The 26,985-nt window shown below is 66.4% G+C and carries 17 protein-coding genes; 10 read left to right on the top strand and 7 right to left on the bottom strand.

Translation table 11 applies throughout. The features are described from left to right. Positions 1 to 94: 94 nt before the first annotated feature. Positions 95 to 1,123 (top strand): 6-phosphofructokinase, encoded by a 1,029-nt coding sequence (locus tag C7C57_RS11170; protein WP_030142970.1) that lies wholly within the window; start codon positions 95 to 97, stop codon positions 1,121 to 1,123. Between the two features lie 129 nt (positions 1,124 to 1,252). On the opposite strand, the gene C7C57_RS11165 is transcribed toward C7C57_RS11170, so the two are convergent. Next, positions 1,253 to 3,571: a S9 family peptidase gene (locus tag C7C57_RS11165; protein ID WP_187976480.1), complete on the bottom strand. Its 2,319-nt coding sequence runs from the start codon at positions 3,569 to 3,571 to the stop codon at positions 1,253 to 1,255. A 130-nt stretch (positions 3,572 to 3,701) separates the two neighbouring features. Here C7C57_RS11165 and C7C57_RS11160 point away from each other — a divergent pair, with 130 nt between their 5' ends. The 5 genes from C7C57_RS11160 (at position 3,702) to C7C57_RS15765 (ending at position 10,349) form a co-directional block, all read left to right on the top strand. Beyond that, positions 3,702 to 4,541 carry an aldo/keto reductase gene (locus C7C57_RS11160; protein WP_187976479.1) on the top strand — a complete coding sequence of 280 codons (840 nt, stop codon included), beginning with the start codon at positions 3,702 to 3,704 and terminating at the stop codon, positions 4,539 to 4,541. A 92-nt stretch (positions 4,542 to 4,633) separates the two neighbouring features. Beyond that, positions 4,634 to 6,640 carry a DUF2207 domain-containing protein gene (locus C7C57_RS11155; protein WP_187976478.1) on the top strand — a complete coding sequence of 669 codons (2,007 nt, stop codon included), beginning with the start codon at positions 4,634 to 4,636 and terminating at the stop codon, positions 6,638 to 6,640. Positions 6,641 to 6,949: 309 nt separating this feature from the next. After that, positions 6,950 to 8,368 (top strand): inorganic phosphate transporter, encoded by a 1,419-nt coding sequence (locus C7C57_RS11150; protein WP_187976477.1) that lies wholly within the window; start codon positions 6,950 to 6,952, stop codon positions 8,366 to 8,368. Then, entirely contained in the window at positions 8,365 to 8,700 is a 336-nt protein-coding gene (locus C7C57_RS11145) for a hypothetical protein (RefSeq protein WP_030142975.1), read from the top strand. The genes C7C57_RS11150 and C7C57_RS11145 overlap by 4 nt, the downstream gene beginning before the upstream one ends. 206 nt (positions 8,701 to 8,906) lie before the next feature. Further along, entirely contained in the window at positions 8,907 to 10,349 is a 1,443-nt protein-coding gene (locus tag C7C57_RS15765; protein ID WP_223144742.1) for a leucine-rich repeat domain-containing protein, read from the top strand. 90 nt (positions 10,350 to 10,439) lie between these two features. Here the strand turns inward: C7C57_RS15765 and C7C57_RS11135 are convergent, their stop codons facing one another. The 5 genes from C7C57_RS11135 to C7C57_RS11115 are packed head-to-tail and all read right to left on the bottom strand — an operon-like array spanning position 10,440 to position 17,236. Further along, positions 10,440 to 11,600 (bottom strand): ROK family protein, encoded by a 1,161-nt coding sequence (locus tag C7C57_RS11135; protein WP_187976476.1) that lies wholly within the window; start codon positions 11,598 to 11,600, stop codon positions 10,440 to 10,442. Further along, positions 11,597 to 12,448, bottom strand: coding sequence for a carbohydrate ABC transporter permease (locus C7C57_RS11130; protein WP_187976475.1), 852 nt, complete (start codon positions 12,446 to 12,448; stop codon positions 11,597 to 11,599). The genes C7C57_RS11135 and C7C57_RS11130 overlap by 4 nt, the downstream gene beginning before the upstream one ends. Continuing rightward, a complete protein-coding gene (locus tag C7C57_RS11125; protein WP_187976474.1) occupies positions 12,441 to 13,364 on the bottom strand; it encodes a carbohydrate ABC transporter permease in 924 nt (307 codons plus the stop codon). Before C7C57_RS11125 ends, C7C57_RS11130 begins: the two co-directional genes overlap by 8 nt. Beyond that, complete coding sequence (locus tag C7C57_RS11120) at positions 13,361 to 14,617, bottom strand: sugar ABC transporter substrate-binding protein (protein ID WP_187976473.1); 1,257 nt, start codon at positions 14,615 to 14,617, stop codon at positions 13,361 to 13,363. Before C7C57_RS11120 ends, C7C57_RS11125 begins: the two co-directional genes overlap by 4 nt. 57 nt (positions 14,618 to 14,674) lie before the next feature. Beyond that, entirely contained in the window at positions 14,675 to 17,236 is a 2,562-nt protein-coding gene (locus tag C7C57_RS11115; protein ID WP_187976472.1) for a glycoside hydrolase family 97 catalytic domain-containing protein, read from the bottom strand. Between the two features lie 123 nt (positions 17,237 to 17,359). Here C7C57_RS11115 and C7C57_RS11110 point away from each other — a divergent pair, with 123 nt between their 5' ends. Then, positions 17,360 to 19,573, top strand: a complete 2,214-nt coding sequence (locus C7C57_RS11110) for an alpha-galactosidase (RefSeq protein WP_187976471.1) — start codon at positions 17,360 to 17,362, stop codon at positions 19,571 to 19,573. A 90-nt stretch (positions 19,574 to 19,663) separates the two neighbouring features. Beyond that, positions 19,664 to 22,285: a glycoside hydrolase family 97 catalytic domain-containing protein gene (locus tag C7C57_RS11105; protein WP_187976470.1), complete on the top strand. Its 2,622-nt coding sequence runs from the start codon at positions 19,664 to 19,666 to the stop codon at positions 22,283 to 22,285. Positions 22,286 to 22,363: 78 nt separating this feature from the next. On the opposite strand, the gene C7C57_RS11100 is transcribed toward C7C57_RS11105, so the two are convergent. Beyond that, positions 22,364 to 23,728, bottom strand: coding sequence for a uracil-xanthine permease family protein (locus tag C7C57_RS11100; protein WP_187976469.1), 1,365 nt, complete (start codon positions 23,726 to 23,728; stop codon positions 22,364 to 22,366). A 101-nt stretch (positions 23,729 to 23,829) separates the two neighbouring features. Here C7C57_RS11100 and C7C57_RS11095 point away from each other — a divergent pair, with 101 nt between their 5' ends. Then, entirely contained in the window at positions 23,830 to 25,272 is a 1,443-nt protein-coding gene (locus C7C57_RS11095) for an NCS2 family permease (protein ID WP_187976468.1), read from the top strand. Between the two features lie 214 nt (positions 25,273 to 25,486). Then, positions 25,487 to 26,929 (top strand): aspartate ammonia-lyase, encoded by a 1,443-nt coding sequence (locus C7C57_RS11090; protein ID WP_187976467.1) that lies wholly within the window; start codon positions 25,487 to 25,489, stop codon positions 26,927 to 26,929. Positions 26,930 to 26,985: the final 56 nt, after the last annotated feature.

The following is a 26,985-nucleotide window of genomic DNA, read 5'->3' as shown; positions in this document are numbered from 1 at the left end:
GTGAGGGCAACAGGGTGTTGACCTCACCGACCCGCCGTTGGGCCAGCACCCTCGGGCACCGGGTCAAACTATTGCGCGCAAGGGAAGTGATTCGATGAGAATTGGTGTGCTCACCAGCGGTGGCGACTGCCCCGGACTCAACGCCGTGATTCGCGGAGCGGTGCTCAAGGGCACCGCCGTCCACGGCCAGGAGTTCCTGGGGATTCGTGACGGATGGCGTGGCCTGGTTGAGGGCGATGTTTATCCCCTGACCCGCCATGACGTACGCGGCCTTTCCAAGCAGGGTGGCACCGTTCTCGGCACCAGCCGCACCAACCCCTTCGACGGCCCCAACGGCGGTCCCGAAAACATTCGTGTCACCATGGATCGTCTGGGCATGGACGCGGTTATCGCGATCGGCGGCGAGGGCACCCTGGCCGCGGCCAAGCGCCTGACCGACGCCGGTCTGAACATCGTGGGTGTGCCCAAGACCATCGACAACGACCTCGACGCGACCGACTACTCATTCGGATTTGATACCGCCGTGGAGATCGCCACCGAGGCCATCGACCGCCTGCGCACCACCGGTGACTCGCACCGTCGCTGCATGGTGGTTGAGGTTATGGGTCGTCACGTGGGCTGGATCGCGCTGCACTCCGGCATGGCCGCGGGCGCTCACGCGATCCTGATGCCCGAGCAGCCGCAGTCGATCGATCAGATTGTCGCGTGGGTAGAATCCGCCAATAACCGTGGCCGTGCGCCGATCGTGGTGGTGTCCGAGGGCTTCACCCTGGACACCATGGAGACCGCACACTCGGAAAAGGGACTGGACGCCTTCAACCGTCCGCGCCTGGGCGGTATCGCCGACGTGCTTGCCCCGATCATCGAGGAGCGCACCGGCATCGAAACCCGAGCCACCGTCCTTGGTCACATCCAGCGCGGCGGCGTGCCCAGCGCGTATGACCGCGTCCTGGCGACCCGCCTGGGTATGGCCGCAATCGACTCGGCCGTGGCCAAGCAGTGGGGCACCATGATCGCCCTGCGCGGCACCGAGCTCGTGCACGTTCCCTTCCAGGACGCCCTGGGCGGTTTGAAGACCGTGCCGCAGGACCGCTACGACGAGGCCGCAATCCTCTTCGGATAGCCCCTCGGGGCGCGTCAGCCGGGCACTCTCCGCCCGAGCGCCCCTCCCGAACACGAAGCGGGCCCGGAAACCAGATGGTTTCCGGGCCCGCTTTCATGTGGGGCCATCGGACGCCCGGTCTGTTTGTTCCTACTCGGTGTCCGTGAGAGCGTGGTCTGCCAGTCCCAGCACATCGAGGATCCAGGCAAGTTCGAACGCGCGCTCGCGCCAGGAGTTGTATCGTCCGGTGACGCCACCGTGCCCGGCCGACATTTCGGTCTTGAGTAGCACCGGTGCCTCAACCTCGCGCAGGCGGGCAACCCACTTGGCCGGTTCGACGTAGAGCACTCGCGTGTCGTTGAGGCTCGTGATCGCCAGGATTCGCGGATAGGTAACGTCGGTGCGGATGTTCTCGTAGGGCGAGTACTCCTTCATATACCGGTAGACCTCGGGATCGTGCAGTGGGTTTCCCCACTCGTCCCACTCGATGACGGTGAGCGGCAGGTCGGGGGCGAGGATCGACGTGAGCGGGTCGACAAACGGGACGCTGGCCAATACTCCGGCAAAGAGCTCGGGGGCCAGGTTGGTGATGGCACCCATCAGCAGACCACCGGCGCTACCACCCTCGGCGACCAGGCGATCCGGCGTGGTGTAGCCGTGATCGATGAGGTGTTTGGCGCTGGCGACGAAGTCGGTAAACGTGTTTTTCTTGGTCAGCGTCTTGCCGTTTTCGTACCAGGCTCGACCCAGCTCGCCGCCACCCCGGACATGGGCGATGGCGAAGGTGACCCCGCGATCCAGCAGCGAGAGACGCGCCACCGAGAAGGACGGATCCATGCTGGCCTCATAGGATCCATAGCCGTAGAGCTCCATCGGCCCGGGCACCCGGTGCCCCGGCGCAGCTTCGGAATTGGCATCGGACGCAGCTTCGGAATTGGCATCGGACGCAGCTTCGGCATTGGCGCTTGCACTGGCGCTGGGGGCGCTCGCCGCGTGTCCACGCTTCCAGACCAGTGAGATCGGGATGCGGGTACCGTCCTCGGCGATGGCCCACTCGCGCGCCTGCTGATAGTCCGCCGGATCGTAACCACCGAGAACCGGCTGACGCTTGAGCACGCGGATTTCCCCGGTGGCCACGTCCAGCTCGGACACGGTCGAGGGGGTCACCAGCGATCCGTATCCCAGACGCAGCGTGGGCTGGTCCCACTCGGGATTCGAGCCCGTGTGCACGGTGTAGAGCGGCTCGTCGAATTCGATTTCGCGCGGCTCGATGGTGGCCAGGGTGGTGTCCGGGGTAATTGCGGCGACCGCGACCCGGGCCAGCCCCTCACGCCGGTACTCAACCGCCAGGAAGGAGGAGAAGACCGCCACGGATTCCAGCCGGACATCTTCTCGGTGGGGGAGAACCACGGTGGCCGATTCGGGGGATGCTGCCGCGAGCGATCCGGACGACGGCCCGATGGCGGAGACGGGAACCGCCACCAGCTCAAAGTTTTGTGCACCGGCATTGTGGGTGATCAGCAGGATGTCCTCGCCGCCGATCACCGCGTGCTCGACCTCGTATTCCACGCCGTCGCGGCGCGGCCAGATGACCTCGGGGGTGGACCCGGCCGCCTCGTCTCGCACCAGCAGCCATTCGGAGGTGATCGAGGATCCGGCGGCGATCAGCAGGAACTTGCCGCTCTGAGACAGGCCCGCGCCCACCCAGAAGCGCTCGTCGGGTTCGTGGAACACCTGCTCATCCGCAACACCTGCGCTGTCACCGGCCCCGAGGGTGTGGCGCCAGAGGGTATCCGGACGCCAGCTCTCGTCGACGGTGGTGTAGTAGACCCGTCGCCCGTCCGCCGAGAAGAACGCGCCCCCGAAGGTGTTCTCGATGGTGTCGGGCAGCTCACGGATCTCTCCCGACGCACCTGCACCGGCACCCAGCCCGCTCAGATCCCGGAACCGCAGCGTATAGCGCTCATCCCCGGAGATATCGACCCCATACAGCAGGGTGTTGCCGTCCTGGGAGACGTCGAAGGATCCGATCGAGAAGAACTCATGGCCCTCGGCCAGCACGTTGCCATCCAGCAGGATCTGCTCGCCGGGCACGGGATGGGCGGGATCCAGCTCGGGCGGGGTCCAATCCTCGGGCCCGGCGATCGGGGCACGGCAGTGCAGCGCATACTGGCTGTCCTCGACGCTGCGCGAGTAGTACCACCAGTTCCCCTCGCGGGTGGGAACCGAGAGATCGGTTTCCAGCGTGCGCCCCTTGATCTCGCCGAAGATGCGCTCGCGCAGGTTTTCGAGGTGTGCGGTGTGCTCCTCGGTGTAGGTGTTCTCGGCCTCGAGGTGAGCGAGAACCTGCGGATCTTCCTTCTCGCGGAGCCACTCGTAGTTGTCGATCACGGTGTCGCCGTGATGGGTGCGTTCGATGGGGCGCTGCTCGGCGCGGGGTGCGGATGCGGATGTCGAAACCATATTCATACGCTATCGCTGACGGCTTCGGAATTGACCCGAGGGAGCCGAACCTGTGGAATTTCGCTCAGCGCTGAACGCCTGTGGAGGAGGGGCGAAACGCTTGGCGAGGGTGGGGGCCGAGGGGTAAATTCGGGATATGACCCAGTATCCAGTGCATCCCCTGAACGATGGCCACCGCCTGCCCGCGATCGGGTTCGGAACCTATCCGCTGACCGGACCGGAGGGGGTCGAATCGATCGCCGAGGCGCTCCGGATCGGCTACCGCATGCTGGACACCGCGGTGAACTACAACAACGAGGAGACCGTGGGGGAGGCCCTGCGAGTGTCCGGCGTCGCCCGTCGCGACATCACCCTCACCAGCAAGCTTCCGGGTCGCGATCACGGGTTCGATGAGACCCTGCGCTCATTTGACGGCACCCTCGAACGCCTCGGCGTGGACAAGCTCGACCTCTACCTCATCCACTGGCCCAACCCCAGCGTGGATCGGTTTGTCGACACCTGGAAGGCGATGATCCGCCTGCGCGAGGAGGGCCGTGTGTCCTCGATCGGTGTGTCCAACTTCACCCCCGAGTTCCTGACCCGTCTGCTGGCCGAGACCGGCGTGCTGCCCGCGGTCAACCAGGTCGAGCTGCACCCCTATTTCCCGCAGGAGGCGCTGCTGGACTTCCACCGCGAACACGGCATTGTGACCGAGGCGTGGAGCCCGCTGGGTAAACGCGCCAAGCCGCATGAGGAGGCGGTGATCGGCGGGATCGCGACCAAGCACGGGGTGACCCCGGCCCAGGCGGTGCTGCGCTGGCACCTGGAGCGCGGCGTGGTTCCGATCCCCAAGTCCTCGTCTCCCGGGCGCCAGCGGGAAAACTTCGATGTGTTCGGATTCACCCTGGATGAGGCGGACATCTCGGCAATCACCGCGCTGGGTAAGCCCGATGGGCGACTCTTTGACGGTGACCCCAACACGCACGAGGAGATGTAACCGCACGAACTCCCCGGGGCATCCGCGACAACACCGTCGTGGATGCCCCGTTTTATTGCCGGGAGCGGGTGCGTGTCCCCTAGGGTGGAGGCATGATTCTGCTGAGTGCGTCCCCTACCCGAACCTCGATCGGGATGCGCGGGTTGGCGAGGCGGGCGGCGCGTTGGACCACGGCCCTTCTGCTGGGGACGGCCCTGCTGGGTGGCACCGTGCTGTTCCCGGTGTCCGGAGCGCTCGCCGCGGAGGTGCGATCCTCGACGCCGGTGCACGCGGACGACGCCTCGCCGGCGAACTACTCTGAACCGGGGATCCTTGCCACCACGGTGATGGCTAAGTCCGGTGTCGAAAACTTCACCTTTGACAGCTTTGAGGGTGTCTACTCGCTCTCTCGGGACGCCGAGCGTCACTCGCGCGTCGACGCGCGAGAAACCTTTGTGGCCAGGTTCCCCGACATCGACCAGAACCGCGGCATTGTGCGGGCGATTCCCCGCGACTACCGGGGTGTGGACTTGGGGACCCGAGTGGAGTCGGTGACCGATGCCGAGGGCAAGGCGGTGCCCTTCAGCGTCGAGTCCAGCAGATCCAACATCCTGGTGTCGGTCGGGGATGACACCTTCCTCCACGGAACCAACACCTTTGTGCTGCACTACACCCAGCGCGATTCCACCCGGTACTTCTCAAATACCCGGATGGATGAGTTTTACCGTGATTCAATCGGAACCCAGCTGCGTCAGCCCGTGGATGCGGCCACCATGAAGGTCATCATCGATCCCACCCTGGTGCCGGACCTCACGAACCATCAGGCTTGCTATGTCGGGCCAGACAAGTCCACCCAAAAGTGCGAGTTCACTCGAGCCGATGCCGACGGGGCCGCGGTGTTTACCTCCGCACAGCAGCGCCTGGCCCCGGGGGAGAACATCACGATGTCGGTCGGATTCACGGCGGGAACGTTTGCCCAGACCAAGTCCCTTGGCGAGCAGCCGATTTTCGGCTGGCTCCCCGCGGCCCTGGCCGCCCTGAGCATTTTGCTGGTCATTTTCGCGGTGATCCTGCGTCGCCGCCGAAACCCGCGAGTTACCGGGGACGGGATCGTGGTGGCGCAGTACACCCCGCAGCCCGGTGTGGATCTGGGGGTTGCCGCGGACCTGCTGCACAAGCGTAACCTGCCCCAGGCGGCGATGGTGGACCTCGCGGTTCGGGGCAAGCTGCGCATCGTGGAGACCGAGGGGAAGGGTCTGTTTTCGAAGAAATCGACCTACACGCTCGAGTATCTGGCACCCGAGGAGGGGAAGGGGGCCTCGGCGCGGGTGCTGCGCGCGCTGTTCGGAAAGGATCCGGCGGTCGGGAAAACGAGATCGCTGGACAAGCCCAGCCGAAAGCTCACCGAGGCGATTACCACGCTCACCTCCTCTACTCGTGAGCAGGCCCTCGCGCAGGGATTGCGTCGCTGGGAAAAGCTACCCGCGGCCGCATGGTGGGCCATCACCGCGGTGTTGGCCTTCATCGCCACCCTGGGCATGACCATCACCGCGGCTTCCCAGGGGGGCGCGCCAGCCGTGGCGGTCGGGGCCACCGTCATCACCGGGATCGCGATGCTCCTCACACTGGTTTTTGCCGTGCCGGTAGCCGCACTCAGTGCCGAAGGCATGCGCGCGGTGGAGTATCTGAAGGGGCTCAAGCTGTACCTGGAGGTGGCCGAGGAGGAGCGGCTGCGCATCCTGCAGTCCCCGCAGGGTGCCGAGCGGGTGGATGTCACCGCTTCCGCCACGGGCGCGGATTTCGGGGCCGCGGCGATCGAACCGCAGCGGGTGCTCCGTCTCTACGAGGCGCTGCTGCCCTACGCGGTGCTGTGGGGAGTGGAGAAGGAGTGGGCCAAGACCCTCGCCGGCCGATACGAGACCGACCTGAGTGAGCCCAACTGGTACGTCGGACACAACGGGTTCAACGCCGCCGCACTTGGTGTGGGGATCGCCGGATTCAACTCGGCCGTATCCACCGCGTCGTCCTGGAGCAGCTCGGGTGGTTCCGGCGTGGGCGGGTCCATGGGCGGCGGCTTCTCCGGCGGCGGTGCCGGAGGCGGCGGGGTCGGCGGACGCTAGGTTTCGGGACCATCGGACAGGGGGCCGTCAATAGCCGCCAGGTGTGCACCGGCGGAGGAATTAAATCCAGCGAATTTGAGGTCGTGACATCGGTGGCGTTTTGCGCGCTCACCGGGGGGAAAGATGCGGCGTGTCGAGGGGATTGAGGGTGTGAGCCTTCGGCGCGTCGAATGTCGAGTTGACGCACGTGGATACCGATGGAAGTATCGACATGACAACCCCGTTTGCAACCCCGTGTGTGGGAAATCGTCGTGAACTCCGTATGACGCATTCCTGAACAGTGGGGGTCCGACTCAGAGAAAAATCCCGGTGGACGCAACCTTTATCGTTATTCTCGTAATAGCGCTCGCACTCTTTTTTGACTTTACAAACGGTTTTCACGACACCGCGAATGCGATGGCAACCCCCATTGCTACCGGTGCGATGAAGCCGAAAGTCGCGGTTACACTCGCGGCCATCCTGAATCTGGTCGGAGCCTTCCTCTCGACCGAGGTTTCCAAAACCATCTCCCACGGCATCATTCGTGAGGGCGGAGACGGCGGGGTGCAAATCACCCCCGAGTTGATCTTTGCGGGCTTGATGGGTGCCATCATCTGGAACATGCTGACCTGGCTGCTGGGTCTGCCCTCGAGCTCGTCTCACGCGCTCTTTGGTGGTCTGATCGGTGCGGCCATCGTGGGTATCGGGTTTACCGCGATCGACAGCGGACAGCTCCTGTCGAAGGTGATTCTCCCGGCGGTGTTGGCGCCACTTACGGCCGGTTTGATCGCCTTCCTGGCGACCCGCCTGGTGTACGCGATGACCCGTCGCTACGACGGCAAGCCCGACGGTCGTGCCGGCTTCCGCTACGGCCAGATCTTCACCTCCTCCCTGGTGGCTCTCGCGCACGGTACCAACGACGCGCAGAAGACCATGGGTGTGATCACCCTGACCCTGGTGGCCGTGGGTGCACAGTCTGCCGACCACACCGAGCCGCAGTTCTGGGTCATCCTGGTGTGTGCGCTGGCCATCGCGCTGGGCACCTACGTGGGTGGATGGCGCATCATCGCGACCCTGGGTACCGGTCTGACCGAGGTGAAGCCCGCCCAGGGCTTCGCCGCCGAGACCTCCACCGCCGCCACGATCCTGGCCTCCAGCCACCTCGGATTCGCCCTGTCGACCACCCAGGTTGCCTCGGGATCGGTGATCGGTTCGGGACTTGGACGCCGCGGCTCCAAGGTGAAGTGGGGCACCGCCGGGCGCATCGCGCTGGGCTGGCTGATGACCCTTCCCGCCGCCGCCATCGTGGGTGGCCTGGCCGCCTGGGTGGCACACAACTTCGGTACCGTGGGCCTGATCATCGACGCGATTGTCGGATTCGGCGCCGTTCTGTTCATCTACCTGTGGTCGCGTCGCAGCAAGACCGACTTCGTCGAGGCTGCGGTGGCCGATGTGGCCGAGTCCGCCTTCGCCGTAGACATCCCCGAGGAGATTGAGCCCAAGCCGATCCCCGCCCGCATCGAGGCCCGCCTCGAGGCGCAGGCGGAGGCTAAAGCTGAGGCCAAGGCCGAAGCTAAGGCGGAGGCAAAGGCCGAGTCTCAGGCTGCCAAGAACGAGGCGGCTGCCAAGAACGAGGCGGCTGCGAAGAACGAGGCAGCCGCCAAGGCGGAGACAGCGGCCCAGTCCGAGGCTAGCGGCTCGTCCGCCACCGGCACCGGGTCCGAGTCGAACGAGGGAGACAAGCGATGAGCGTCGACTGGATCGCCTTTATTACGGTTTTTGTGGCCGCGCTGACCGGCACCATTCTGGTGGTTGCCCTGTATGCAATGGGTGTGCGCCTGTTGGTGACCGCCGGCCGGGTGCCGGTGGCACTGCCGGCCGAGTTCACCGATGCGATCACCGTGCTGTCCAAGGCCGAGATCAAGCAGGCCTCCAAGCGTGCGGCCAAGGCCGCCAAGAAGAACCCGCTGACCCCGGCCCAGAAGGGCCTGGCTCGGGCCGGTGCCTACGCCTGCTTCGCCCTGTGTGCGGCGGCCGTGCTGGCAGGTATCTACCTGATTGTGCCGTTCTTCCACGGCTAGGCTTCACCGTTATCCCGGGGTGTCCGCGTTTTCGCGGGCACCCCGGTTGCGTTTTTCCATGCGACAGGGGTACATCCAAATAACGACGGGACCCTCGGGCCGACTGCATATCAATCGATATGTTAGTCATATCAACCGGTTTCTACCGGTGACTAACCCGAATCTGAGCCACCACCCGTGGTTCGCACCCCCGATATTGGAGATGCATGACTCAGCCCACGTTCCCCCGACTCACCGAACGATTCCGTGCCCCCGTCGCGTTCGGAATTGCCGGCGCGCTGCTCACCTCGGTTCTCTGGGGCGGGGCCACAGCCGCCACCGCCGCCGAGAGCGTCACCTTCGCTGATGCGGGACTGGAATCCTGCGTCCGGGCGAGCCTCGATACCGAACCCGGGGAGGCGCTGGACCCGACCGATGTGGCCAACCTCACCGTTCTGGAGTGCGGCACCGCGGGCGACCTCGGCGGCATCGAACAGCTCTCGAACCTCAACACCCTCACCCTGACCGGGTCGCGGATCGCCTCGCTGGCACCGCTGGCCAGCCTCGAACGGCTGATGACCCTGCGTGTCACCGGATCCTCGCTCACCTCGCTGGCCAGCATGCCCTCCCTCCCCAACCTGATCAAGCTCTCGGTAAACGGCGGCGGCCTCACGAATGCCGCGCTCCCGCAGCTTCCTCGTCTCCAGGTGCTGGAGCTTGATGGCAACGCACTGAGCAGCCTGGCTCCGCTGGCACAGGTGAAGGACCAGCTCACCGGCCTGATTATTAGTAATAACCGAATCTCAGACCTGACGCCGCTGACGGGTGCCCGCAACCTGATGGGCATCGTGGCCGCGAACAACCAGATCGGTGATGTTTCGGTGCTGCCCACGTTCCCCGCATTCCGAGGTGCCGACCTCTCCGGTAACCGGATCATCAGCCTTGCCCCGCTGGCGGGCTGGAATTCGGCGATGGATCTGCGCCTGAGCGATCAGCGCTCCGCCCTGGGGGCCATTGCCGCCGGTGAGATCCAGCAGAACCCGGTGCGCAACGCCGACGGAACGGCTATTTCGCCGGTCTCCGACACCGCGAGCGTGGCCGCCGACGGCGAATCCTGGACCTATGCCGAGGCCCTGGGTACCAACACGCTGAGCTGGACGGCTTCGGTAGCCGGACACCCGGGAGCGGTCTTCTCGGGACGCATCGTGCAGGAATCCACCCCGGCGGTCATCGTGGAGCCGACCGAGCCGACCGAGCCGACCGAGCCCACCGACCCGACCACTCCCGTCGACCCGACCGAGCCGACCGACCCGACCGAGCCCACCGACCCCACCGCTCCCGTCGACCCGATCGACCCGACTGAGCCCACCACCCCGACCGAGCCGACGACCCCGACCACCCCTGTCGACCCGACCGCACCGGCAATCACGGACCCGCTGACCATCGACGCGGGCGACATCACCGCGGCCGCCACGACCGATCCGGAAGCGGGCACCGGCACCGCGGCCGCCACGACCGATCCGGCGGCGGGCACCGGCGCCGATACCGTCACCCAGGCAACCGAAGCGCTGGCTCGCACCGGAGCCTCGGCCTCCTGGTCCCTGCTGGCCACGGCACTGCTCCTGATGGTGGCCGGTGCGGCCTCCGCGATGCGCCGTCGCCGGGCCTAGTCGGCCAGGCTCCCTCCCTCCGACACCCACAAACGGGCCCGGTCCTCAGAAGAAGAGGACCGGGCCCGTTTGTGATGCGGTCTCGGCAACCTACCCGCGCCCGCGAGCGATCTCGCGAATCACCGCCACCGCGCCACCGCGCGCCCACTCCTCGAAGGTGTGGGACGCCACGATGATCTCGCAGTTCAGGGCGGACCCGAACGCGTGCTCGGCGAAGGCCTTGCGGATGCGCTCGGCATAGAGGTCGTACTCACCCACGGCCTCGCCGGCGATGATCACGCGCTGCGGGCCGATCAGGTTGACCAGCGCGGCCAGCGCCGATCCGATGGTCTCGCCGGCGTCGGCAAACGCGGTCCGCGCGGCCACATCGCCCGCACGGGCGAGCTCAACCACCGCGGGCATGTCCAGGGTGTGATTGCCGAGGGCGCGGCGCACGGCGGTCACGATCGCCGCCGAGGACGCGATGGTCTCCACACACCCGCGGCGTCCGCAGGAGCACACCAGGTTGCCCGGCGCGAGCGGGAGGTGCCCGATCTCGCCGGAGACCCCGTGGGCACCCTCGACCACCGCGCCGTTGACAAAGATGCCACAGCCGATGCCGGCACCGATGGTGACCATCGCAAACGAGTGGGTGCCGGCGCCACGGCCAAACATCTGCTCGGCGATGGTCAGCGCGCGCACGTCGTTTTCCAGGACGATGGGCAGCCCCAGTCGCTCACCCAGCAGCGCGGCCACCGGGACGTTCCGCCAGCCCATCAGCGGGGAGTCGCGGACCACGCCGGCCTGCGCATCCACATCGCCCGAGACGGTGATCCCGACCCCGGAAACCGGGGTGCCCTCGATCAGGAGATCCCGCACCACCGCGGCAATCTGGGTGAGCACCGCCTCGGGGGTGGTGTCGGGGTTGTCTCGGCTGGTCGAGGCCAGCGGGGTCGCCACCAGGTCGGTGCGCACTGCGTACACCCGGTCCGCGGTGACCTTGACCCCGATCGCCTGCGCCCGCCCGGCGCGCACCCGCAGCGGGTTGGCCGGGCGGCCCAGCGGGGCCTCCGAGCGCGGGGGAGCGGCGGCGTCCTCATCCTCCAGGAAGCCATCCTCGATCAGCACGGTGACGGCCTTGGTGACCGCCGCCTGCGAGAGCCCGGTCGCCCGGGCCACGTCGATCCGCGGCACCGGTCCGTGACTGAGGATGTGCCCAAAGACCGCGATGCCCGCCGGGGAGGACACCGGAATCTGCGCGATGCCGGTCATCCCTTGAGTCCGCTCGACGCGATTCCGGCAAAGAACTGGCGCTGCAGGGCCACAAAGATGATGATCAGCGGCAGCGAGACGATGAAGGATCCGGCCATCAGCAGGGGATAGTCGGTACCGTACTGCCCCTGCAGGGCGGCGAGTCCAACGGGCAGCGTCATGGTTTCCTTCGACGAGGTGACAATCAACGGCCAGAGCAGGTCGTTCCACGAGTATAACGAGGTCAGCACCGTGAGGGCCGCAAGCGTGGGGCCCGTCATCGGAAGCATGATCTGCCAGAAGATCCGCCAGGATCCGGCGCCGTCCAGGCGCGCGGCCTCCTCAAACTCGCGCGGGATGGCCAGGAACGCCTGACGCATCAGGAACGTACCAAACGCCGAGAAGATGCCGGGGAGGGCGATGGCGGGCACGGTGTCGAGCATTCCCAGGCCCTTGACCAGGTCGAACTGGGCGATGATGAACAGCTGGCTCGGGGCCATCAGCATGATCAGGAACGCCCCGAACAGCAGGTTGCGACCGCGGAACTCGAAGCGGGCAAACCCGTAGGCCGCCAGCGCACAGATCAGCAGCTGCCCGGCCACTCGCAGCAGCAGCGCGCCGAGGGAGACCGCGAGCATGCCCCAGAAAGGCACCATGTCAAAGAAGCGCTCATAGGAGGAGAGGTTGAACGTGCCCGGGAGCAGGGTGGGCGGAACCGCCCGCGACTCGGGGATCGTTTTCATGCTGGTCAGTAGCTGCCAGATGAAGGGGGCCACCATCACGAAGGCCCCGAGGATCAGCGCCGTGTGGGTGACCCACTGCGTCGGACGGCGTGAGGCTCGTCCGCGGCTCAAAACTGTCTCACCCATAAAAGACCCATCTGCGCTGAAGGCGGAACTGGATGGCGGTGGCCGCCATGATGATCATCAGCAAGACGATCGCGATCGCGGCCCCAAAGCCCTGATCGTTTTCGATAAACGCCTTCTGATAGAAGAGGAACACGATGGTTTTCGAACCGTCGAGGGCGGGGGATCCACGGCCGATCATCACGTAGATGAGGTCGAACATCTGCAGCGAGGAGATCACCGAGAGCACCGAGACGAAGAAGATGCTGGGGCTCAGCAGCGGCAACGTGATGCCGAAGAACTGGCGGACCGGACCGGCACCATCCAGCGAGGATGCCTCCATGAGCTCCTCGGGGATGCCCTGCATCCCCGCGCCCAGGATGATGATGTTGGTGCCGAGGGTCATCCAGATGCCCACGATGGCGACCGCGAAGATCGCGACCTGCGGGTCGGCAACCCAGCTGGGCCCGTCGATCCCGAACAGACCGAGGAACTGGTTGAGCAGACCGAAGTCGCCGTTATAGATGTAACGCCAGACCATACCCACGGCCACGGGGAGGGTGACCACGGGCAGGAAGTAGAGGACACGGTAGATCGCGCGGCCGCGGCGGGCGTTGTTGATCAGCGCCGAGACGAGGATCGCCAGTGGGATGCCGATCAGCACGATGGCCGTGTAGATCGCGCTGTTCCGCAGGGCGTGCCAGAAGGCCTCGTCGCTGAGCAGCGCCTCATAGTTGGACAGGCCGGTGAACTTACCGCCGCCAAAGGGACCGGTCTCCATCAGGCTGAGGACAACCGTGCGGACCAGGGGGATCAGATAGAGGGCGAGCAGCCCGATGAACGCGGGAGCGATAAAGAGCAGGCCGACCGCGGCACCGCGTCGCCGGGCCGGACGGGCGGGACGCGTGTTCGCGCCCCGCCCGCTCAGTGTGCTGGTCATTCTTTGGCGAGAACCTTGTTCATGGCCTCGGCGAGAGCGTTTGCCGCGTTCGGCACGCTCTCACTCAGCTCCCAGGCCGGGGCGAGCAGCTTGTCCTCAAGCTCGTTCCAGGCGGGGGTGTTCTTGGACACCGGGTAGACCACCGAATCGGGGACCTGGTCGATGAAGTTCTTCAGCGCGAACTCGGGCATCGAGTCGATCCATGCCTGCTGGGTGTTCTCATACGCGGGGATCGCGGCACCGGTGTCGGCCTGGATCTTGGCGGCCTTTTCGCCACCGAGGAACAGCAGGAACTTCTTCAGCTCTTCGGGGTGCTTGGTCTTGCCATAGCCGACGTTCTGGATGCCGTTGATCACCGTGGCGCGCTTCTCGCCCTTGGGCAGCACGGTCACGTCGATCTCGCCGCGCAGCTTCGCGTCCTCGTAGAACCGGCTCGCGTAGAAGGATCCGCCGTAGTACATGGCGACCTTGCCATTTTCGAACTGGGCGACGGCCTCGGTGTCGGCGAGCTGCTTGAGGGTGGGGGACTGGCCGTTCTTCACGAAGTCGACCCAGTACTGCAGACCCTCCTGGGTCTTGGGGTTGTCGTAGCCCGACTTCTTTCCGTCGGCCGAGATGACCTCGCCACCGGCCTGGGCGATGGTGTTGTAGATGCCCTCCTGGCGGTTCAGCGGGGCGGCGATGCCGAAGGTGCCGGCGGCCGGATCGGTCAGCTTGGCCGCGGCATCCTGGACGTCCTTCCAGCCCCACTGGTCGGTGGGGTAGGCGACGCCGGCGGCATCAAACAGGGTCTTGTTGTACCAGAGACCGATGGTGTCAAAGTCCTTGGGCAGGCCGTACTGCTTGCCGTCGTAGTTGAACAGGTCCACCAGGGCCTTGGGGTAGACGGAGGTGTCGATGCCCGCGTCCTTGATCGCGTCATCCAGCGGGAGGAGTTGATCGTTGGACGCGTACACCTGGAAGCGGTCGCCGAGCATCCAGAAGGCATCGGGGGCGGTGCCGCCCTGGGCGCTGACCTGGAGCTTGGTCCAGAACTCATTCCACGGGTTGACCTGCAGCTTGACCTTGATCTTGGGGTTGTCCGCCTCGAAGGCGTCCACGATCTTCTGCATGGCATCCTCCTGCGACCAGACGCCGTAGGTGAGGGTCACGGCTTCGTCGCCGTTCGAAGATCCGGGGCTCGACGATGAGCACCCGGCCAGGAGGGCACCGGCCGCGAGCATCGCGACGGTGGTACCAAGCCACTTCTTCATGGGGATTCCTTTCGTTGTTCCGCCCGGGGGCGGGAGGGATGGAACACTGGGGGAGGGTTAGGACTGGAGGCGCGGGTTCAGCCAGTCGATGTGGGCCGGGGCCGCTCCATCAAGGGGCTGGGTGCGCAGGGTGAGGGTGTGGGCACCGACGACCGGAATCTCCAGGTCGTGGGGTGCCTCACCCGAGCGGAGGGTGAGTCGGGTGTGCTCGGTGCCGTCGATCTCGATCGAGACCCGGGCGGCGGCATCGGGGGTCTCGTCGTCCACGGCGACCGCGGTGCGCAGCGTGGAGGCCGAACCACCCAGGTAGAACGTGACCGCGGAGTTGTGGGAGACGCCGAGCCCCGACGGATAGCTGGTTCCGGCGACGGTCAGCGTGGTGCCATCGTGGGGATCGCCCCCGCCGTTGGACTCGTTGCGTTCCACCGGCCCGACCTCGTTGTGGCAGGAGAGGAAGGGGGCATTCGAGAGCGGGTGCTCGCCCTCCCCGAACGGGAGGACAAAGCGGGCGTGGGCGGTGCGCGGGACGCCGTCGGTGCCGGGTAGCTCGACGGTCACGACCCCGGTGTCTCCGGCGCTCGCCGAGGCGGGGGCGGTGATGGTCCAGGCGCGCTCGTTGTCGCCCGCGGGCAGCGCCGACCAGCCCGGGGTGACGCGAATGCGGGCGCCGGGCTCGGTGTGCAGGGTTGCGGTGCCGCCGGCGGTAATGGCGGCCACCCGAGGTTCAACGACCGGCTCGGGCAGCACCGTTCGCGGCTTCGCCCGCAGCAGCGGGGCACCGGCGGGGACCGCGATGGCCACAAATCCGCCGTTGGCGGCAATCGGGACCTCGATCGCCTCGCCGCCGTGGGCGCTCAGCAGCGTCTCCTCGAGGGTGTTATCGGGACCGTCGGTGACCAGCCAAATATCCAGCGCTGCCCGCGGCTGTGCGCCGGCTGCGGTGTTCCCGGCTGCGGGATTACCGGCGGCCGGACCGCCCGCCGTGAGCTCACCGATCGGCAGGCTCAGCGTGCGCGCGGCACCGGTCGCGATCGCCCCCAGGTACCAGGCGTCGCCGTGGCGACGGGCAATCAGCGCGTGACTGTCGGGGTCGCCGCCGAGCAGGCGGGTTTCGTGCCAGGTTGCCGGCAGCTCGGCCAGGAATCGGTTAGCCAGCGGACGCTCGCGGTAACGGTCGGGATCGTCGGCAAAGTGGGTGATCCCCGACTCATAGACGATCCCGAGGGCCAGCTCGTGGCCGTCGCTGGTTTCGCGCTCGGGGGCGCTGAAGGTGACCGGGGTGTAGTCCATCGCGCCGACCACATTGCGGGTGAAGGGCTGGATCACATTGTGTGAAGCCGAGAGCGGGTTGCCGTAGAACACGTAGTACTCGGCCCCGCGAATGCCCTCATAGGAGACCACGTGTGGGTAGGTCTTGGCCCAGCCGCGCGGGATCACCGAGCCGTGGAAGTTGACCATCAGGCCCACCCGCGCGCTCTCGCGCAGGATCGCGTCGTACCAGCGGTAGCGGCGGTTACCCTCGGACTCCATGAAGTCCACCTTGATTCCGGCCACACCCCAGTTGCGCCAGCGCTCAAGCTTGCTCAGCGCCTCGGCACCGTCGAGGTCGGACCAGGAGCTCCACAGGTGCACCTGAATGCCGCGGGCGGCGGCGAAGGCGACCAGCTCGGGGACCCAGGTTTCGTCCCAGCCGCAGTCCACCAGCACGTGCTCCCAGCCCTGCTCGGCGGCGTACTCGGTGAAGCGCTTCTGGTCGGAGAGGTAGGCGCCGGAGTACTGGCTTGACCACCAGGACCAGGCCGCACGTCCCGGCCGCGGCGCGGTGATTGGGCCGCTGGGTGCGGGGGCGAGGTCATCCACCAGGGTCGAGGCGACAACCTGGGCCAGGGATCCGATGATCGCGACCCGCCACGGGGTGCGGTGTCCGGCCAGGATCGAGAGTGTGGGATCCGCCGGGGTCACCAGCAGCGCGGGTCCGCCCTCGCGGGTGAACACCGGGTGGGCACCCGAGTTGGTGGCGTCGATGTCGGATTCGCTCCAGAGGACGTGTGCGCCCCCGGGACGCGAGACCAGCAGCGGGAACCCATAGTCTCCCGGGGCGAGGTCGGCGAGATTGACGCCCACGCGCGGGGTTTCGTACCAGGTTTGGTAGTCGAGTACCCAGGCGCGCTCGGCACCCTTGAGCGGGATCCGGGTCAGCTCGGTACCCAGGGTCAGGGTGTCGGCGGGGACCGCGGCGGCGGCGCCGATCTGATAGCGGAAGGCCAGGCCATCGTGCCCCAGGCGCAGAATGAGGGTCCACTCGGTACCGCGCGGGGAGCGCAGCTCGATGTGTCGCTCGGCGTGGTCCACGGTGCGGGTGCCGGTGGCCTTGCCGGTGTAGGCGGTGTAGGTCTCGGCGATCCGCTCCTGGTGGATGCCGGTGATCTCGCCGGTGCCGGTGAGGGCCTCGCCGTTGACGGTGATGCCCAGTTCGATCGGGTCAATCGCCGGGGCGCCGTTGTGGGTTGCGCTCAGCAGCAGGCGTTCCCCGTCGTGGGTCAGGGTCGCGGTGAGGTCACCCTCGACCAGCTCGGTGACGGCGACGGGGGTGGGGAGAGGGGAGGTGCTTGTGATCATCGTTGATCGGGGTCCTTTTCGCGGGGAATCCGGATTACACGGTTGCGTTGTTGGTTGAGTGTAGACATTATTAATTCACGATGTCAAGTATGCACGAACGATGTGCCAGATGAGGAAGTCTGCATGAACAACACACCTGCTTCGCCCATTCACCTGTCCGCGGCCGGGGTCAGCGTGGTCCTCGACGTGGTGGGGGATGAGCTCCCCGCGGTGATCCACTGGGGGGAGGCCATTCCCGCCGGGGATGGCCACGCCCTGGAGGACCTGCGCGCCACCGCGCTCCCCGCGGTGGTCAACAGTTCCTTCGATCAGCCACGGCGGCTCGGGATCCTGCCCGCCCAGTCCGACGGCTGGTCCGGGGTCCCGGGGATCGAGGCGGCCCGCGGCGGGCGCAGCGCGACCCGGTTTGAACTGCTGCGGGTGGAGAGCGATACCCGGTCGGCCCGATTCTGGCTGCGCGAGGCGGCAACCGGCCTGGAGGTGGTGGCGAACTATGAGCTGAGCCCGGCCGGGGTGCTGGCCGTGCGGTTCGAGCTGGTCGCTGCGGAGTCGCCGCTGGGCGCCGGTGGATCGGCGGACGGGGTGAGCTTGCTCGCCGAGGACCCGGCGGACGCGATCCTCGCGCTCGGTGCCGTGCGCGCCCTGCTTCCGGTGCCCGAGCGCGCCCGCGACATCTTCGACTTCACCGGCCGTTGGAGCGGGGAGCGCCGCCCGCAGCGCACGCCGCTGAGCGACGGCGGTCACGTGCGCGCCACGCATCGTGGACGTCCCGGACACGACGCCGCCTACCTCACCCTGCTCGGCACCCCGGGCTTTGAAAACCGCAGCGGAGAGATCTGGGCCACCCACGTGGCCTGGTCGGGATCCCTCGAACAGCGCGTGGATCGCCTGCCCGAGGGGGCCGGCGCGCTCACCTCGCTAATCGGCGGCGGTGAGCTGCTGGAACCCGGCGAAATCCGGCTGCGGGCGGGGGAGCGTTACGTGTCGCCCGAGGTGCTCTTTGCCTGGTCAAACGCGGGAATCGACGGCATCAGCGCCCGCTTCCACGCCTATTCGCGCGCCCTGGCCGCGCACCCGGAGAAGCCGCGTCCGCTGGTGCTCAACACCTGGGAGGCCGTGTACTTCGACCAGAACTTCGAGACCCTAGCGCGCCTGGCCGACACCGCGGCCGAGATCGGGGTTGAGCGATTTGTGCTGGATGATGGCTGGTTCCGCGCGCGACGCGACGACACCGCAGGCCTCGGCGACTGGTTTGTGGACGAGGGAATCTGGCCCGGCGGGCTGGGCAAGCTCGCCGCGCACGTGCACGGCCTGGGCCTGGGGTTTGGGCTGTGGTTTGAGCCCGAGATGGTCAACCTGGACTCGGATCTGGCGCGCGCGCATCCCGAGTGGATCCTCGCCGACGAGCGCCAGCTCGGCCGGAGTTGGCGTCACCAGCACGTCCTGAACATCGCGCATCCCGAGGCCTATCGCTTCATCTATGACCGGATCTCGGCCCTGGTGCGGGAGTATGGCATCAACTTCATCAAGTGGGACCACAACCGCGAGCTGCACGCGGCGATCGACCGCACCACCGGCACCGTCCGAGTCCATGAGCAGACCCGGGCGCTGTACCGGATGTTTGCCGAGCTGCGGGCCGAGTTCCCCGAGCTGGAGCTGGAATCCTGCGCGAGCGGCGGGGCCCGGGTGGACCTGGGGATCATGGGCCGCGCGCAGCGGGTGTGGGCCTCGGATACCAACGATCCGATCGAGCGACGATGGATCCACCGCTGGACCGCGGCGCTGCTGCCCCCCGAGGTGATCGGGGTGCACGTGGGGCCCGAGGAGGCGCACACCACGCACCGCTGGATCGCGCTGCCGTACCGGCTGATCACCGCGCTGTTTGGTCACGCCGGAATCGAATGGGACATTACCTCGTGCACCCCCGAGGAGCGCGCAATGCTGACCGCCTGGACCGCGCTGTATCGCGAGCTGCGTCCGGTCCTGCACGCGGGCACCTCGGTGCACGCCGACGGGCTGGATGCGGGGGCCGCGCTGCACGGGGTTGTCGCATCGGATGGGTCGCGGGCGATCTATGCATGGGAGCGTTTTGCGACCAGCGCGGTGGCCCACACCCCGCGTGTTCGCTTCCCGGGCCTGGATCCCGAGGCGCGCTATCGGGTGGCGATTCGGCGCGAGGTGGGACCCGCGCAGCCGCATCAGGTGGCGGATCCCGAGTGGTTGCCCACGGGGGAGTCGGCACCGATCCTCTCGGGGTTTGTGCTGGGTGTGACGGGGGTTCCGTTGCCCCTGCTCAACCCGGGAAATGCGCTGCTGTTTGACCTGGTTCGCGCCTAACCGAGATCAAACTGTTACTTGACGATGTGAATTAAATTCGGTTTACTCCTGAGTGTCGACGCGATGGCGCGTCGACCGACAGGAGGAAGCATGAAACAACATCGTCTTGTTGCCCTCGCGAGCGGCGCACTGCTGCTTGCGGGGGCCGCGATCCCGCTCGGATCGCTTCCCGCAGCCGCCGTCGGAGGGGCCTATACGGTCACCTCCCCGGACGGCAACACCTCGCTCGTGGTGACCGAGGCCACCGGCGGCGCGCTGAACTACAGCGTCGCCCAGAACGGTCAGAGCGTGATCGATTCCTCGGCCCTGGGACTGGTGACCGCGGCTGCGGACCTCAGCACCGGGCTGAATTTTGACTCGGTCACCACCCGCGCCGTGCACCAGGAGTACTCGCTGGTAGCCCGAACAAATGGGCCGATCACCTCGGATGCCAACGAGATGACCCTGACCTATCGCAAGGGCGCGGCCACCCTGGAAATCACCGCCCGCGCCCAGAACGACGGGGTGGCCTTCCGCTATAAGGTCGCCGGGGTGGGCCAGACCACGCTGACCCGCGAGGCCACCAAGTTTGCGCTCCCCACGGGGACCGGACTCTGGGCCAGCCCCTACCGCGAGGCCAAGGACTACGAGGACAGCTACCCGTATGTCTCGTCCACCCAGATGGGCACCAAGAAGTTCTCGATGCCGGTGCTGGCGAGCCTGCGCGATAACGCATCCTGGGCGCTGATCACCGAGGCCGCCGTCTACAACAACGACTTCTATCCGGCGATCCGACTCGATGCGAACGGCAACAACAACCGCACCCTGAACGCCCAGCTGCCCGGACCCGACAACAACGTGTTTAGCACCGCGGCCTCGGCCGTGGCGGTGCCGGTGAACGGTGCGGTGCAGACCCCGTGGCGCGTGGTGATTGCCAGCTCGCAGCTGGAAAAGGTCACCGTGAGCTCGATGGTCACCGACCTCAACCCCGATCCGGCGGCCGGGACCGACAGCTCCTGGGTTGAACCGGGGGCCGCACTCTGGTCCTGGTGGTCGAATGAGGAAAAGGCGGGCGAGGGCGACAACATGCGCCTGTCCCAGCAGTCCTATATCGACTCCGCCGAGGAGCTCGGGGTGCGCTACGTGACCGTGGACTGCTGCTACAACAACACCAACGGCGACGTGGAATACCTGGCCGCCTACGGCAAGGAGCGCGGCGTGGGCATCTTCATCTGGATGCACAAGGGCGACTTCACCAACGCCGACGGTAGCTACTTCACCCAGGCCCAGGTCAACCAGGTCATGCAGAACGTGAAGAACCGCGGGGTTTCCGGGGTCAAGATCGACTTCATGCAGTCGGATCGAGCCGAAACCATCGCGCTCTACGATCGCATTTCGAAGGCCGCCGGGACCGCCCACGTGCTGGTGAACTTCCACGGCTCCACCAAGCCGGCGGGGGAGAACCGCACCTATCCGCAGATCATCACCAGCGAGGCCGTGCTCGGTAACGAGCAGTACAAGTATGGCCGCCCGCCTACGGCCAAGGACTCGGCCACCTACCCGTTCACCCGCAATGTGATCGGCGGCATGGACATGACCCCGATCACCTTCTCGATCGGATCCCTGCTCACGACCCACGCGCACCAGCTGGCACTCGGCGTGGTGACAGCCTCGGCGATGGCACACTATGCGGACTCAAACGCCGCGTATGAAACCTGGGTTGGCCGTCACCTGCTGCGCGCGATCCCCAGCGTGTGGGATCAGACCAAGCTGATCGAGGGCTTCCCCGGCGACTACGCGACCCTGGCTCGCCGCAGCGGGGACGACTGGTTCATCGGATCGGTCACCGATAAGGCTCGCACCGCCACGATCCCGCTGAGCTTCCTGGGTTCGGGATCCTACACCGCGACCATCTTCGCCGACGGCGCGGATGATCGCAGCATCGCGCTGAGCACCCAGACGGTGACCGCGGGCACCACGCTGAGTATTCCGCTGCGCCTGCACGGCGGCGTCTCGGTGCACGTGTCCAAGACCCCGCTGGCGATGCTCGGGACCGCCGACCGCGTGATCGAGGCCGAGGGATCCGCCGCTGTGCGTGCGGGCGGCGCCCAGATCGCCGCCTGCCCGGGCTGCTCGGGTGGCAACAAGGTGGGCAGCATGGGGGGATCGGCGACGCTGAGCTTCCCGAACCTCCAGGTCGCCACGGCCGGAACCTACACGCTGCGGGTGGGCTATCTCTCCGAGGATCCGCGCTCCTTCACCGTGAAGGTTAACGGAGGCTCGGCGCAGACGGTCTCACCGCCGCGCTCAGGGAAGGGCAACGACGGCAAGCCGACCGGATGGGAGATCGTCCGCACGGTCGATGTGCCGGTTCAGCTGAACGCGGGCAACAACACCGTGGTGATCGGGGCTGTCGGTGGCTATGCGCCGGACTTCGATCGGGTGACCGTGGTGTCCGGTTACGCGCTGTCCTCGGGTAGCGCGAGTGTGAATGCGCTCAACGCCGGATCCACAACCGCGCAGATCCGCTACTCGGCGGCCTCCGCGATCTCGGCCAAGGTGGTGGTGAACGGGACCGTGGTGCCGATCACCCTGCCCGCGACCGGTGGGGCCGGGCACGTGGGCACGCAGACCGTGTACCTGCCGCTCGGCGTCGGGGCCAACGCGGTGAGCGTGCAGCGTGCCGATGGCGGCGCGATTGCCGGGCTCGAACGCCTGGACGTGCGCCAGTAGCACGATCCGGTTCGCCGCTGAAAACGGGAACCCCCGCCGAGTAGCTCGGCGGGGGTTCCTGTGTGTGGCGGGGTGGTGCTACGCGGCTGTGCCCGCGTCCTTGCCCGAGGTGGTGGCCGAGGCGGCCGGGGCCTCGGTGCCACCGATCAGCGGCGAGGCGTCCTCACCGTCGGTGCCGCGCCAGCGACCCAGCACGTTCATCACGTGGTAGATCACGATGGCGGCGATCGCACCCAGGGCGATCGAGTTGAACGAGATGTCGTCGAAGGTGAAGACAAACTGTCCCACGGCCACGATCAGCGCGGTAGCCGCGGTGAACTGGTTCTTGGGCAGCGAGAAGTCGACCTTATTGTCCAGCCAGATCTTCACACCGACGATACCGATCAGACCGTACAGCGCGGTGGTCACGCCACCGAGCACACCGGCGGGGATCGTGGTGATGATCGCGCCGATCTTGGGGGAGAGGCTCAGCAGGATCGCCACGATACCGGCCACCCAGTAGGCAGCGGTCGAGTAGATCCGGGTTGCGGCCATCACACCGATGTTCTCACCGTAGGTGGTGGTGGCCGAACCGCCGCCGGAACCGGCAACGATGGTGGCCAGGCCGTCGGCGAAGAGGGCGCGGCCGGTGAGCTTGTTGAGCTTGGGCTGGTCCACCATCTCGGCGACGCCGCGGATGTGGCCCACGTTCTCGGCGATCAGCACAAGCACCACGGGGATGAAGGCGGGCAGGACGGTCCACAGACCGGAGTCCAGGAACGGGTTGCCGGGCAGGTGCAGGTCGGGCAGGCCGATCCAGGCGGCCTCGCCCACGGCCTTGAAGTCGACCTCGCCACGGATCACGGCGAAAACGTAGCCGACGATCACGCCGATGAAGATCGAGAGGCGACCGAGGATGCCCTTGAACAGCACGGTCGAGAGGACCACCGCGAACAGGGTGACCAGCGCGGTGATCGGGGCCTTTTCGGCGTTCATCCAGGCCGCCGGACCGAGGGCAAAGCCGATCAGCGCGACGATGGTTCCGGCAACCACCGGGGGCATGAGCTTATTGATCCAGCCCACACCGGTCCAGTTGACCAGCAGACCGATCAGCGCCAGGGTCAGACCCACCACCACGATGCCAAACAGTGCGCTCTCCTGGCCGTGGCTGGCCACCGCCGCCTGAACCGGGGCGATAAACGCAAACGAGGAGCCGAGGTAGCTGGGCAGCTTGTTCTTGGTGATGAGCAGGAACAGGATCGTTCCGATACCCGAGAAGAGGATGGTGGTGCTCGGCGGGAACCCGGTCAACACGGGGACGAGGAACGTCGCACCAAACATTGCAATAACGTGCTGGGCACCGATTCCGATGGTGCGGGGCCAGCTCAGGCGTTCGCCGGGGGCAACAATTTCGCGGGGCTGAACGGTTTTTCCGTCGCCATGCAGGGTCCAAGGGAGGGCCATGTATTCACTTTCAGGGAGGGTAGGGTATCGCGTGTCGTCAACAGACCTGGCAACACTCTATGCTATTTCACAGACAAACTTTTTGAGAGGAGCGCCCGCCAGTGGCCTCAGAGAACGCATCCAGCGTCAAGAGCAAGATCGACAGGTTTTTTGAGGTAACCAAGCGAGGTTCCTCCTTCGGCGCGGAAATCCGCGGCGGTCTGGTGACCTTTGTCACCATGGCCTACATCGTGGTTCTGAACCCGATTATTCTCTCCGGTCACCCCGATATCGCCGGTAAGGCCCTGGACTTCGCCCAGGTCAGCGCGGTCACCGCCCTGACCGCCGGTGTGATGACCATCCTCTTTGGTGTGGTGGCCCGCCTGCCCTTCGGCTTCGCCGCGGGCCTCGGGATCAACTCGTTCCTGGCCGTGAGCGTCGTGGGCCAGGTCACCTGGTCCGAGGCCATGGGTCTCGTGGTCATCAACGGTGTGATCATCGTGCTGCTGGCCGTGACCGGCCTGCGCCGGATGATCTTCGATGCCGTTCCGGTGCAGCTCAAGGTGGCCATCTCGGTGGGTATCGGCCTCTTTATCGCGTTCATCGGTTTTGTGAACGCGGGCTTTGTGACCTCGACCGGCCTGGGTTCGCCCCCGGTGGGCCTGGGCAAGGACGGCTCGATCACGACCGTTCCGACCATCATGTTTGTCATCGCCCTGCTGCTGACCGGAATCCTGGTCGCCCGCAAGGTGCGCGGCGCGCTGCTGATCGGCCTAGTTGTCAGCACCGTGCTGGCGATCATCGCCGAGGCCATCTTCAAGCTCGGCCCGGCCTTCGTGGACGGCAAGCCGAACCCCGGCGGCTGGGGCCTCACCGTGCCCGAGTTCACCGGCAGCCTGGTCTCGCTGCCCGACTTTAGCCTGATCGGCGCATTCAGCTTCGGCGGCTTCGAGCGCCTGGGCATCCTGGCCGGCATCATGGTGGTCTTCACCCTGGTCTTCTCCAACTTCTTCGACGCGATGGGCACCATGACCGGTCTGTCCAAGGAGGCCGGACTGGCCGATGAGAAGGGTAACTTCCCGCGTCTGAAGTCGGCCCTGGTGGTCGAGGGCGTCGGAGCGATCGCCGGTGGTGTGACCTCGGGTTCCTCCAACACCGTGTTTGTTGAGTCCGGCGCCGGAATCGGTGAGGGTGCGCGCACGGGTCTGGCCAACGTGGTCACCGGTCTGCTCTTCCTACTGGCCGTGTTCTTCACCCCGCTGACCCAGCTGGTTCCCTCCGAGGTGGCCTCGGCCATGCTGGTGATCGTGGGCGCCATGATGATCAGCCAGATTAAGGAGATCGACTGGACCGAGTACACGGTCGCGCTGCCGGTCTTCCTGACCATCACCGTGATGCCGATGACCTACTCGATCGCCAACGGTATCGGCGTGGGCTTTGTCTCCTGGGTTGTGCTGCACGCCCTGGCCGGCAAGATCCGCACCATCAGCCCGCTGCTGTGGATCGTCGCGGCCGGCTTTGTGGTGTTCTTCGCCCGCGGACCGATCGAGGCTCTGATCGGCTAAATCCGAACAACACACACGGCGAGGACACCTTTGTTTCCTCGCCGTGTGTGTTTAACGGAATATTGTCTGGGGGTTCAGGAGCTTTCCGCGTCGGGTCGGGCGAGCCGGTGTTTTCGCGGGCTAGGCTTGAGCCATCACCCTCTCCCACACCGGAGGGCAACGACGCCACAGTGACTATCGCGCGGTATCCCGCAGATATGGAGCAAGGAATAACATGACCACCACCAACGCCACCCGCACCGAAACCGATTCCCTCGGTTCGGTCGAGATCCCGGTCGACGCCTACTGGGGCGTTCACACCGCGCGGGCCCTGGAAAACTTCGCGATCACCAAGCGACCCATCTCGGTGTATCCGGACCTGGTCAACGGTCTCGCGGCGGTTAAGCAGGCGGCGGCCCGGGCCAACGTGGAGCTGGGCACGCTCTCGGCCGAGAAGGGTGACCTGATCGTACGTGCGTGCCAGAAGGTGCTCGATGGCGAGTACCACGACCAGTTCTGCGTGGGCGTGATCCAGGGCGGTGCCGGCACCTCCACCAACATGAACGCGAACGAGGTCATCACCAACATCGCGCTCGAACTGGCCGGCCGGGAGAAGGGCGACTACGCCTACCTCTCGCCGATCGACCACACCAACCGCAGCCAGTCCACCAACGACGTCTACCCGACCTCGATCAAGATCGCGCTGGCCTTCTCGCTGCAGACCCTGCTGACCGAGCTCAAGGCGCTGCGTGCATCCTTCACCGCCAAGGGGAGCGAGTTCAACCACGTGCTCAAGGTGGGACGTACCCAGCTGCAGGACGCCGTGCCGATGACCCTGGGCCAGGAATTCCATGGGTTCGCCACGACCCTCGGCGAGGACTACGACCGCCTGCGCGAAACCCTGCCGCTGCTGGCCGAGATCAACCTCGGGGCCACCGCGATCGGCACCGGCATCACCGCGGATCCGCGCTATGCCGGCGTGGTGGTGCGTCACCTCAACGAGATTACCGACCTGGGGCTCTCCACCGCCCCGGACCTGGTCGAGTCCACCTCGGATGTGGGCGGATTCATGTCCTTCTCGGGCACGCTCAAGCGTTCGGCCGTGAAGCTCTCCAAGATCTGCAACGACCTGCGTCTGCTCTCCTCGGGTCCGCAGGCGGGTCTCGGGGAGATCAACCTGCCCGCGCGGCAGGCGGGCTCCTCGATCATGCCGGGCAAGGTCAACCCCGTCATCCCCGAGGTGGTCAACCAGGTCGCGTTCTCGGTGGTCGGCGCGGATATGACCGTCACCATGGCGGTGGAGGGCGGCCAGCTGCAGCTCAACGCGTTTGAGCCGGTCATCGCGCACTCGCTGCTGCAGTCGATCACCTGGATGGCGCAGGCCTGCAACACCCTGCGGATCAACTGCATCGACGGCATCACCGCCAACGAGGAGCGCCTGGAAACCATGGTGGGAACCTCGGTGGGTGTGGTCACCGCACTGACCCCGTTCATCGGTTATGCCGCCGCCGCGGCGCTGGCCAAGACCGCGCTGCTGACCGGTCGCAACGTCGCCGACCTGGTGGTTGAGGCGGGCCTGATGACTCGCGAAGAGGTCACCAAGCAGATCGCTCCGGCGCGTCTGTCGGGTATGGAGGCGATCACCAGCGCGATCCCGATCATTTCGCCGACCGCTTAAGTTCATGTGCCGCGTCCGGTTCGGGTTTTGAAATCCGGGCCGGACGCGGTTTGATT

The organism is Mycetocola sp. JXN-3 (genome assembly GCF_014522285.1).
Lineage (GTDB): Bacteria > Actinomycetota > Actinomycetes > Actinomycetales > Microbacteriaceae > Mycetocola > Mycetocola saprophilus.
The sequence above is the reverse complement of the archived record's forward strand: the minus strand, read 5'-3'. Positions and strand labels throughout refer to the sequence as shown.

What these genes read in the sequence shown, in the direction of transcription:
- C7C57_RS11170 (WP_030142970.1), top strand. Translation starts at nt 95, where the DNA reads ATGAGAATTGGTGTGCTCACCAGCGGTGGCGACTGCCCCGGACTCAAC.
- C7C57_RS11165 (WP_187976480.1), bottom strand. Translation starts at nt 3,571, where the DNA reads ATGAATATGGTTTCGACATCCGCATCCGCACCCCGCGCCGAGCAGCGC.
- C7C57_RS11160 (WP_187976479.1), top strand. Translation starts at nt 3,702, where the DNA reads ATGACCCAGTATCCAGTGCATCCCCTGAACGATGGCCACCGCCTGCCC.
- C7C57_RS11155 (WP_187976478.1), top strand. Translation starts at nt 4,634, where the DNA reads ATGATTCTGCTGAGTGCGTCCCCTACCCGAACCTCGATCGGGATGCGC.
- C7C57_RS11145 (WP_030142975.1), top strand. Translation starts at nt 8,365, where the DNA reads ATGAGCGTCGACTGGATCGCCTTTATTACGGTTTTTGTGGCCGCGCTG.
- C7C57_RS15765 (WP_223144742.1), top strand. Translation starts at nt 8,907, where the DNA reads ATGACTCAGCCCACGTTCCCCCGACTCACCGAACGATTCCGTGCCCCC.
- C7C57_RS11135 (WP_187976476.1), bottom strand. Translation starts at nt 11,600, where the DNA reads ATGACCGGCATCGCGCAGATTCCGGTGTCCTCCCCGGCGGGCATCGCG.
- C7C57_RS11130 (WP_187976475.1), bottom strand. Translation starts at nt 12,448, where the DNA reads ATGGGTGAGACAGTTTTGAGCCGCGGACGAGCCTCACGCCGTCCGACG.
- C7C57_RS11125 (WP_187976474.1), bottom strand. Translation starts at nt 13,364, where the DNA reads ATGACCAGCACACTGAGCGGGCGGGGCGCGAACACGCGTCCCGCCCGT.
- C7C57_RS11120 (WP_187976473.1), bottom strand. Translation starts at nt 14,617, where the DNA reads ATGAAGAAGTGGCTTGGTACCACCGTCGCGATGCTCGCGGCCGGTGCC.
- C7C57_RS11115 (WP_187976472.1), bottom strand. Translation starts at nt 17,236, where the DNA reads ATGATCACAAGCACCTCCCCTCTCCCCACCCCCGTCGCCGTCACCGAG.
- C7C57_RS11110 (WP_187976471.1), top strand. Translation starts at nt 17,360, where the DNA reads ATGAACAACACACCTGCTTCGCCCATTCACCTGTCCGCGGCCGGGGTC.
- C7C57_RS11105 (WP_187976470.1), top strand. Translation starts at nt 19,664, where the DNA reads ATGAAACAACATCGTCTTGTTGCCCTCGCGAGCGGCGCACTGCTGCTT.
- C7C57_RS11100 (WP_187976469.1), bottom strand. Translation starts at nt 23,728, where the DNA reads ATGGCCCTCCCTTGGACCCTGCATGGCGACGGAAAAACCGTTCAGCCC.
- C7C57_RS11090 (WP_187976467.1), top strand. Translation starts at nt 25,487, where the DNA reads ATGACCACCACCAACGCCACCCGCACCGAAACCGATTCCCTCGGTTCG.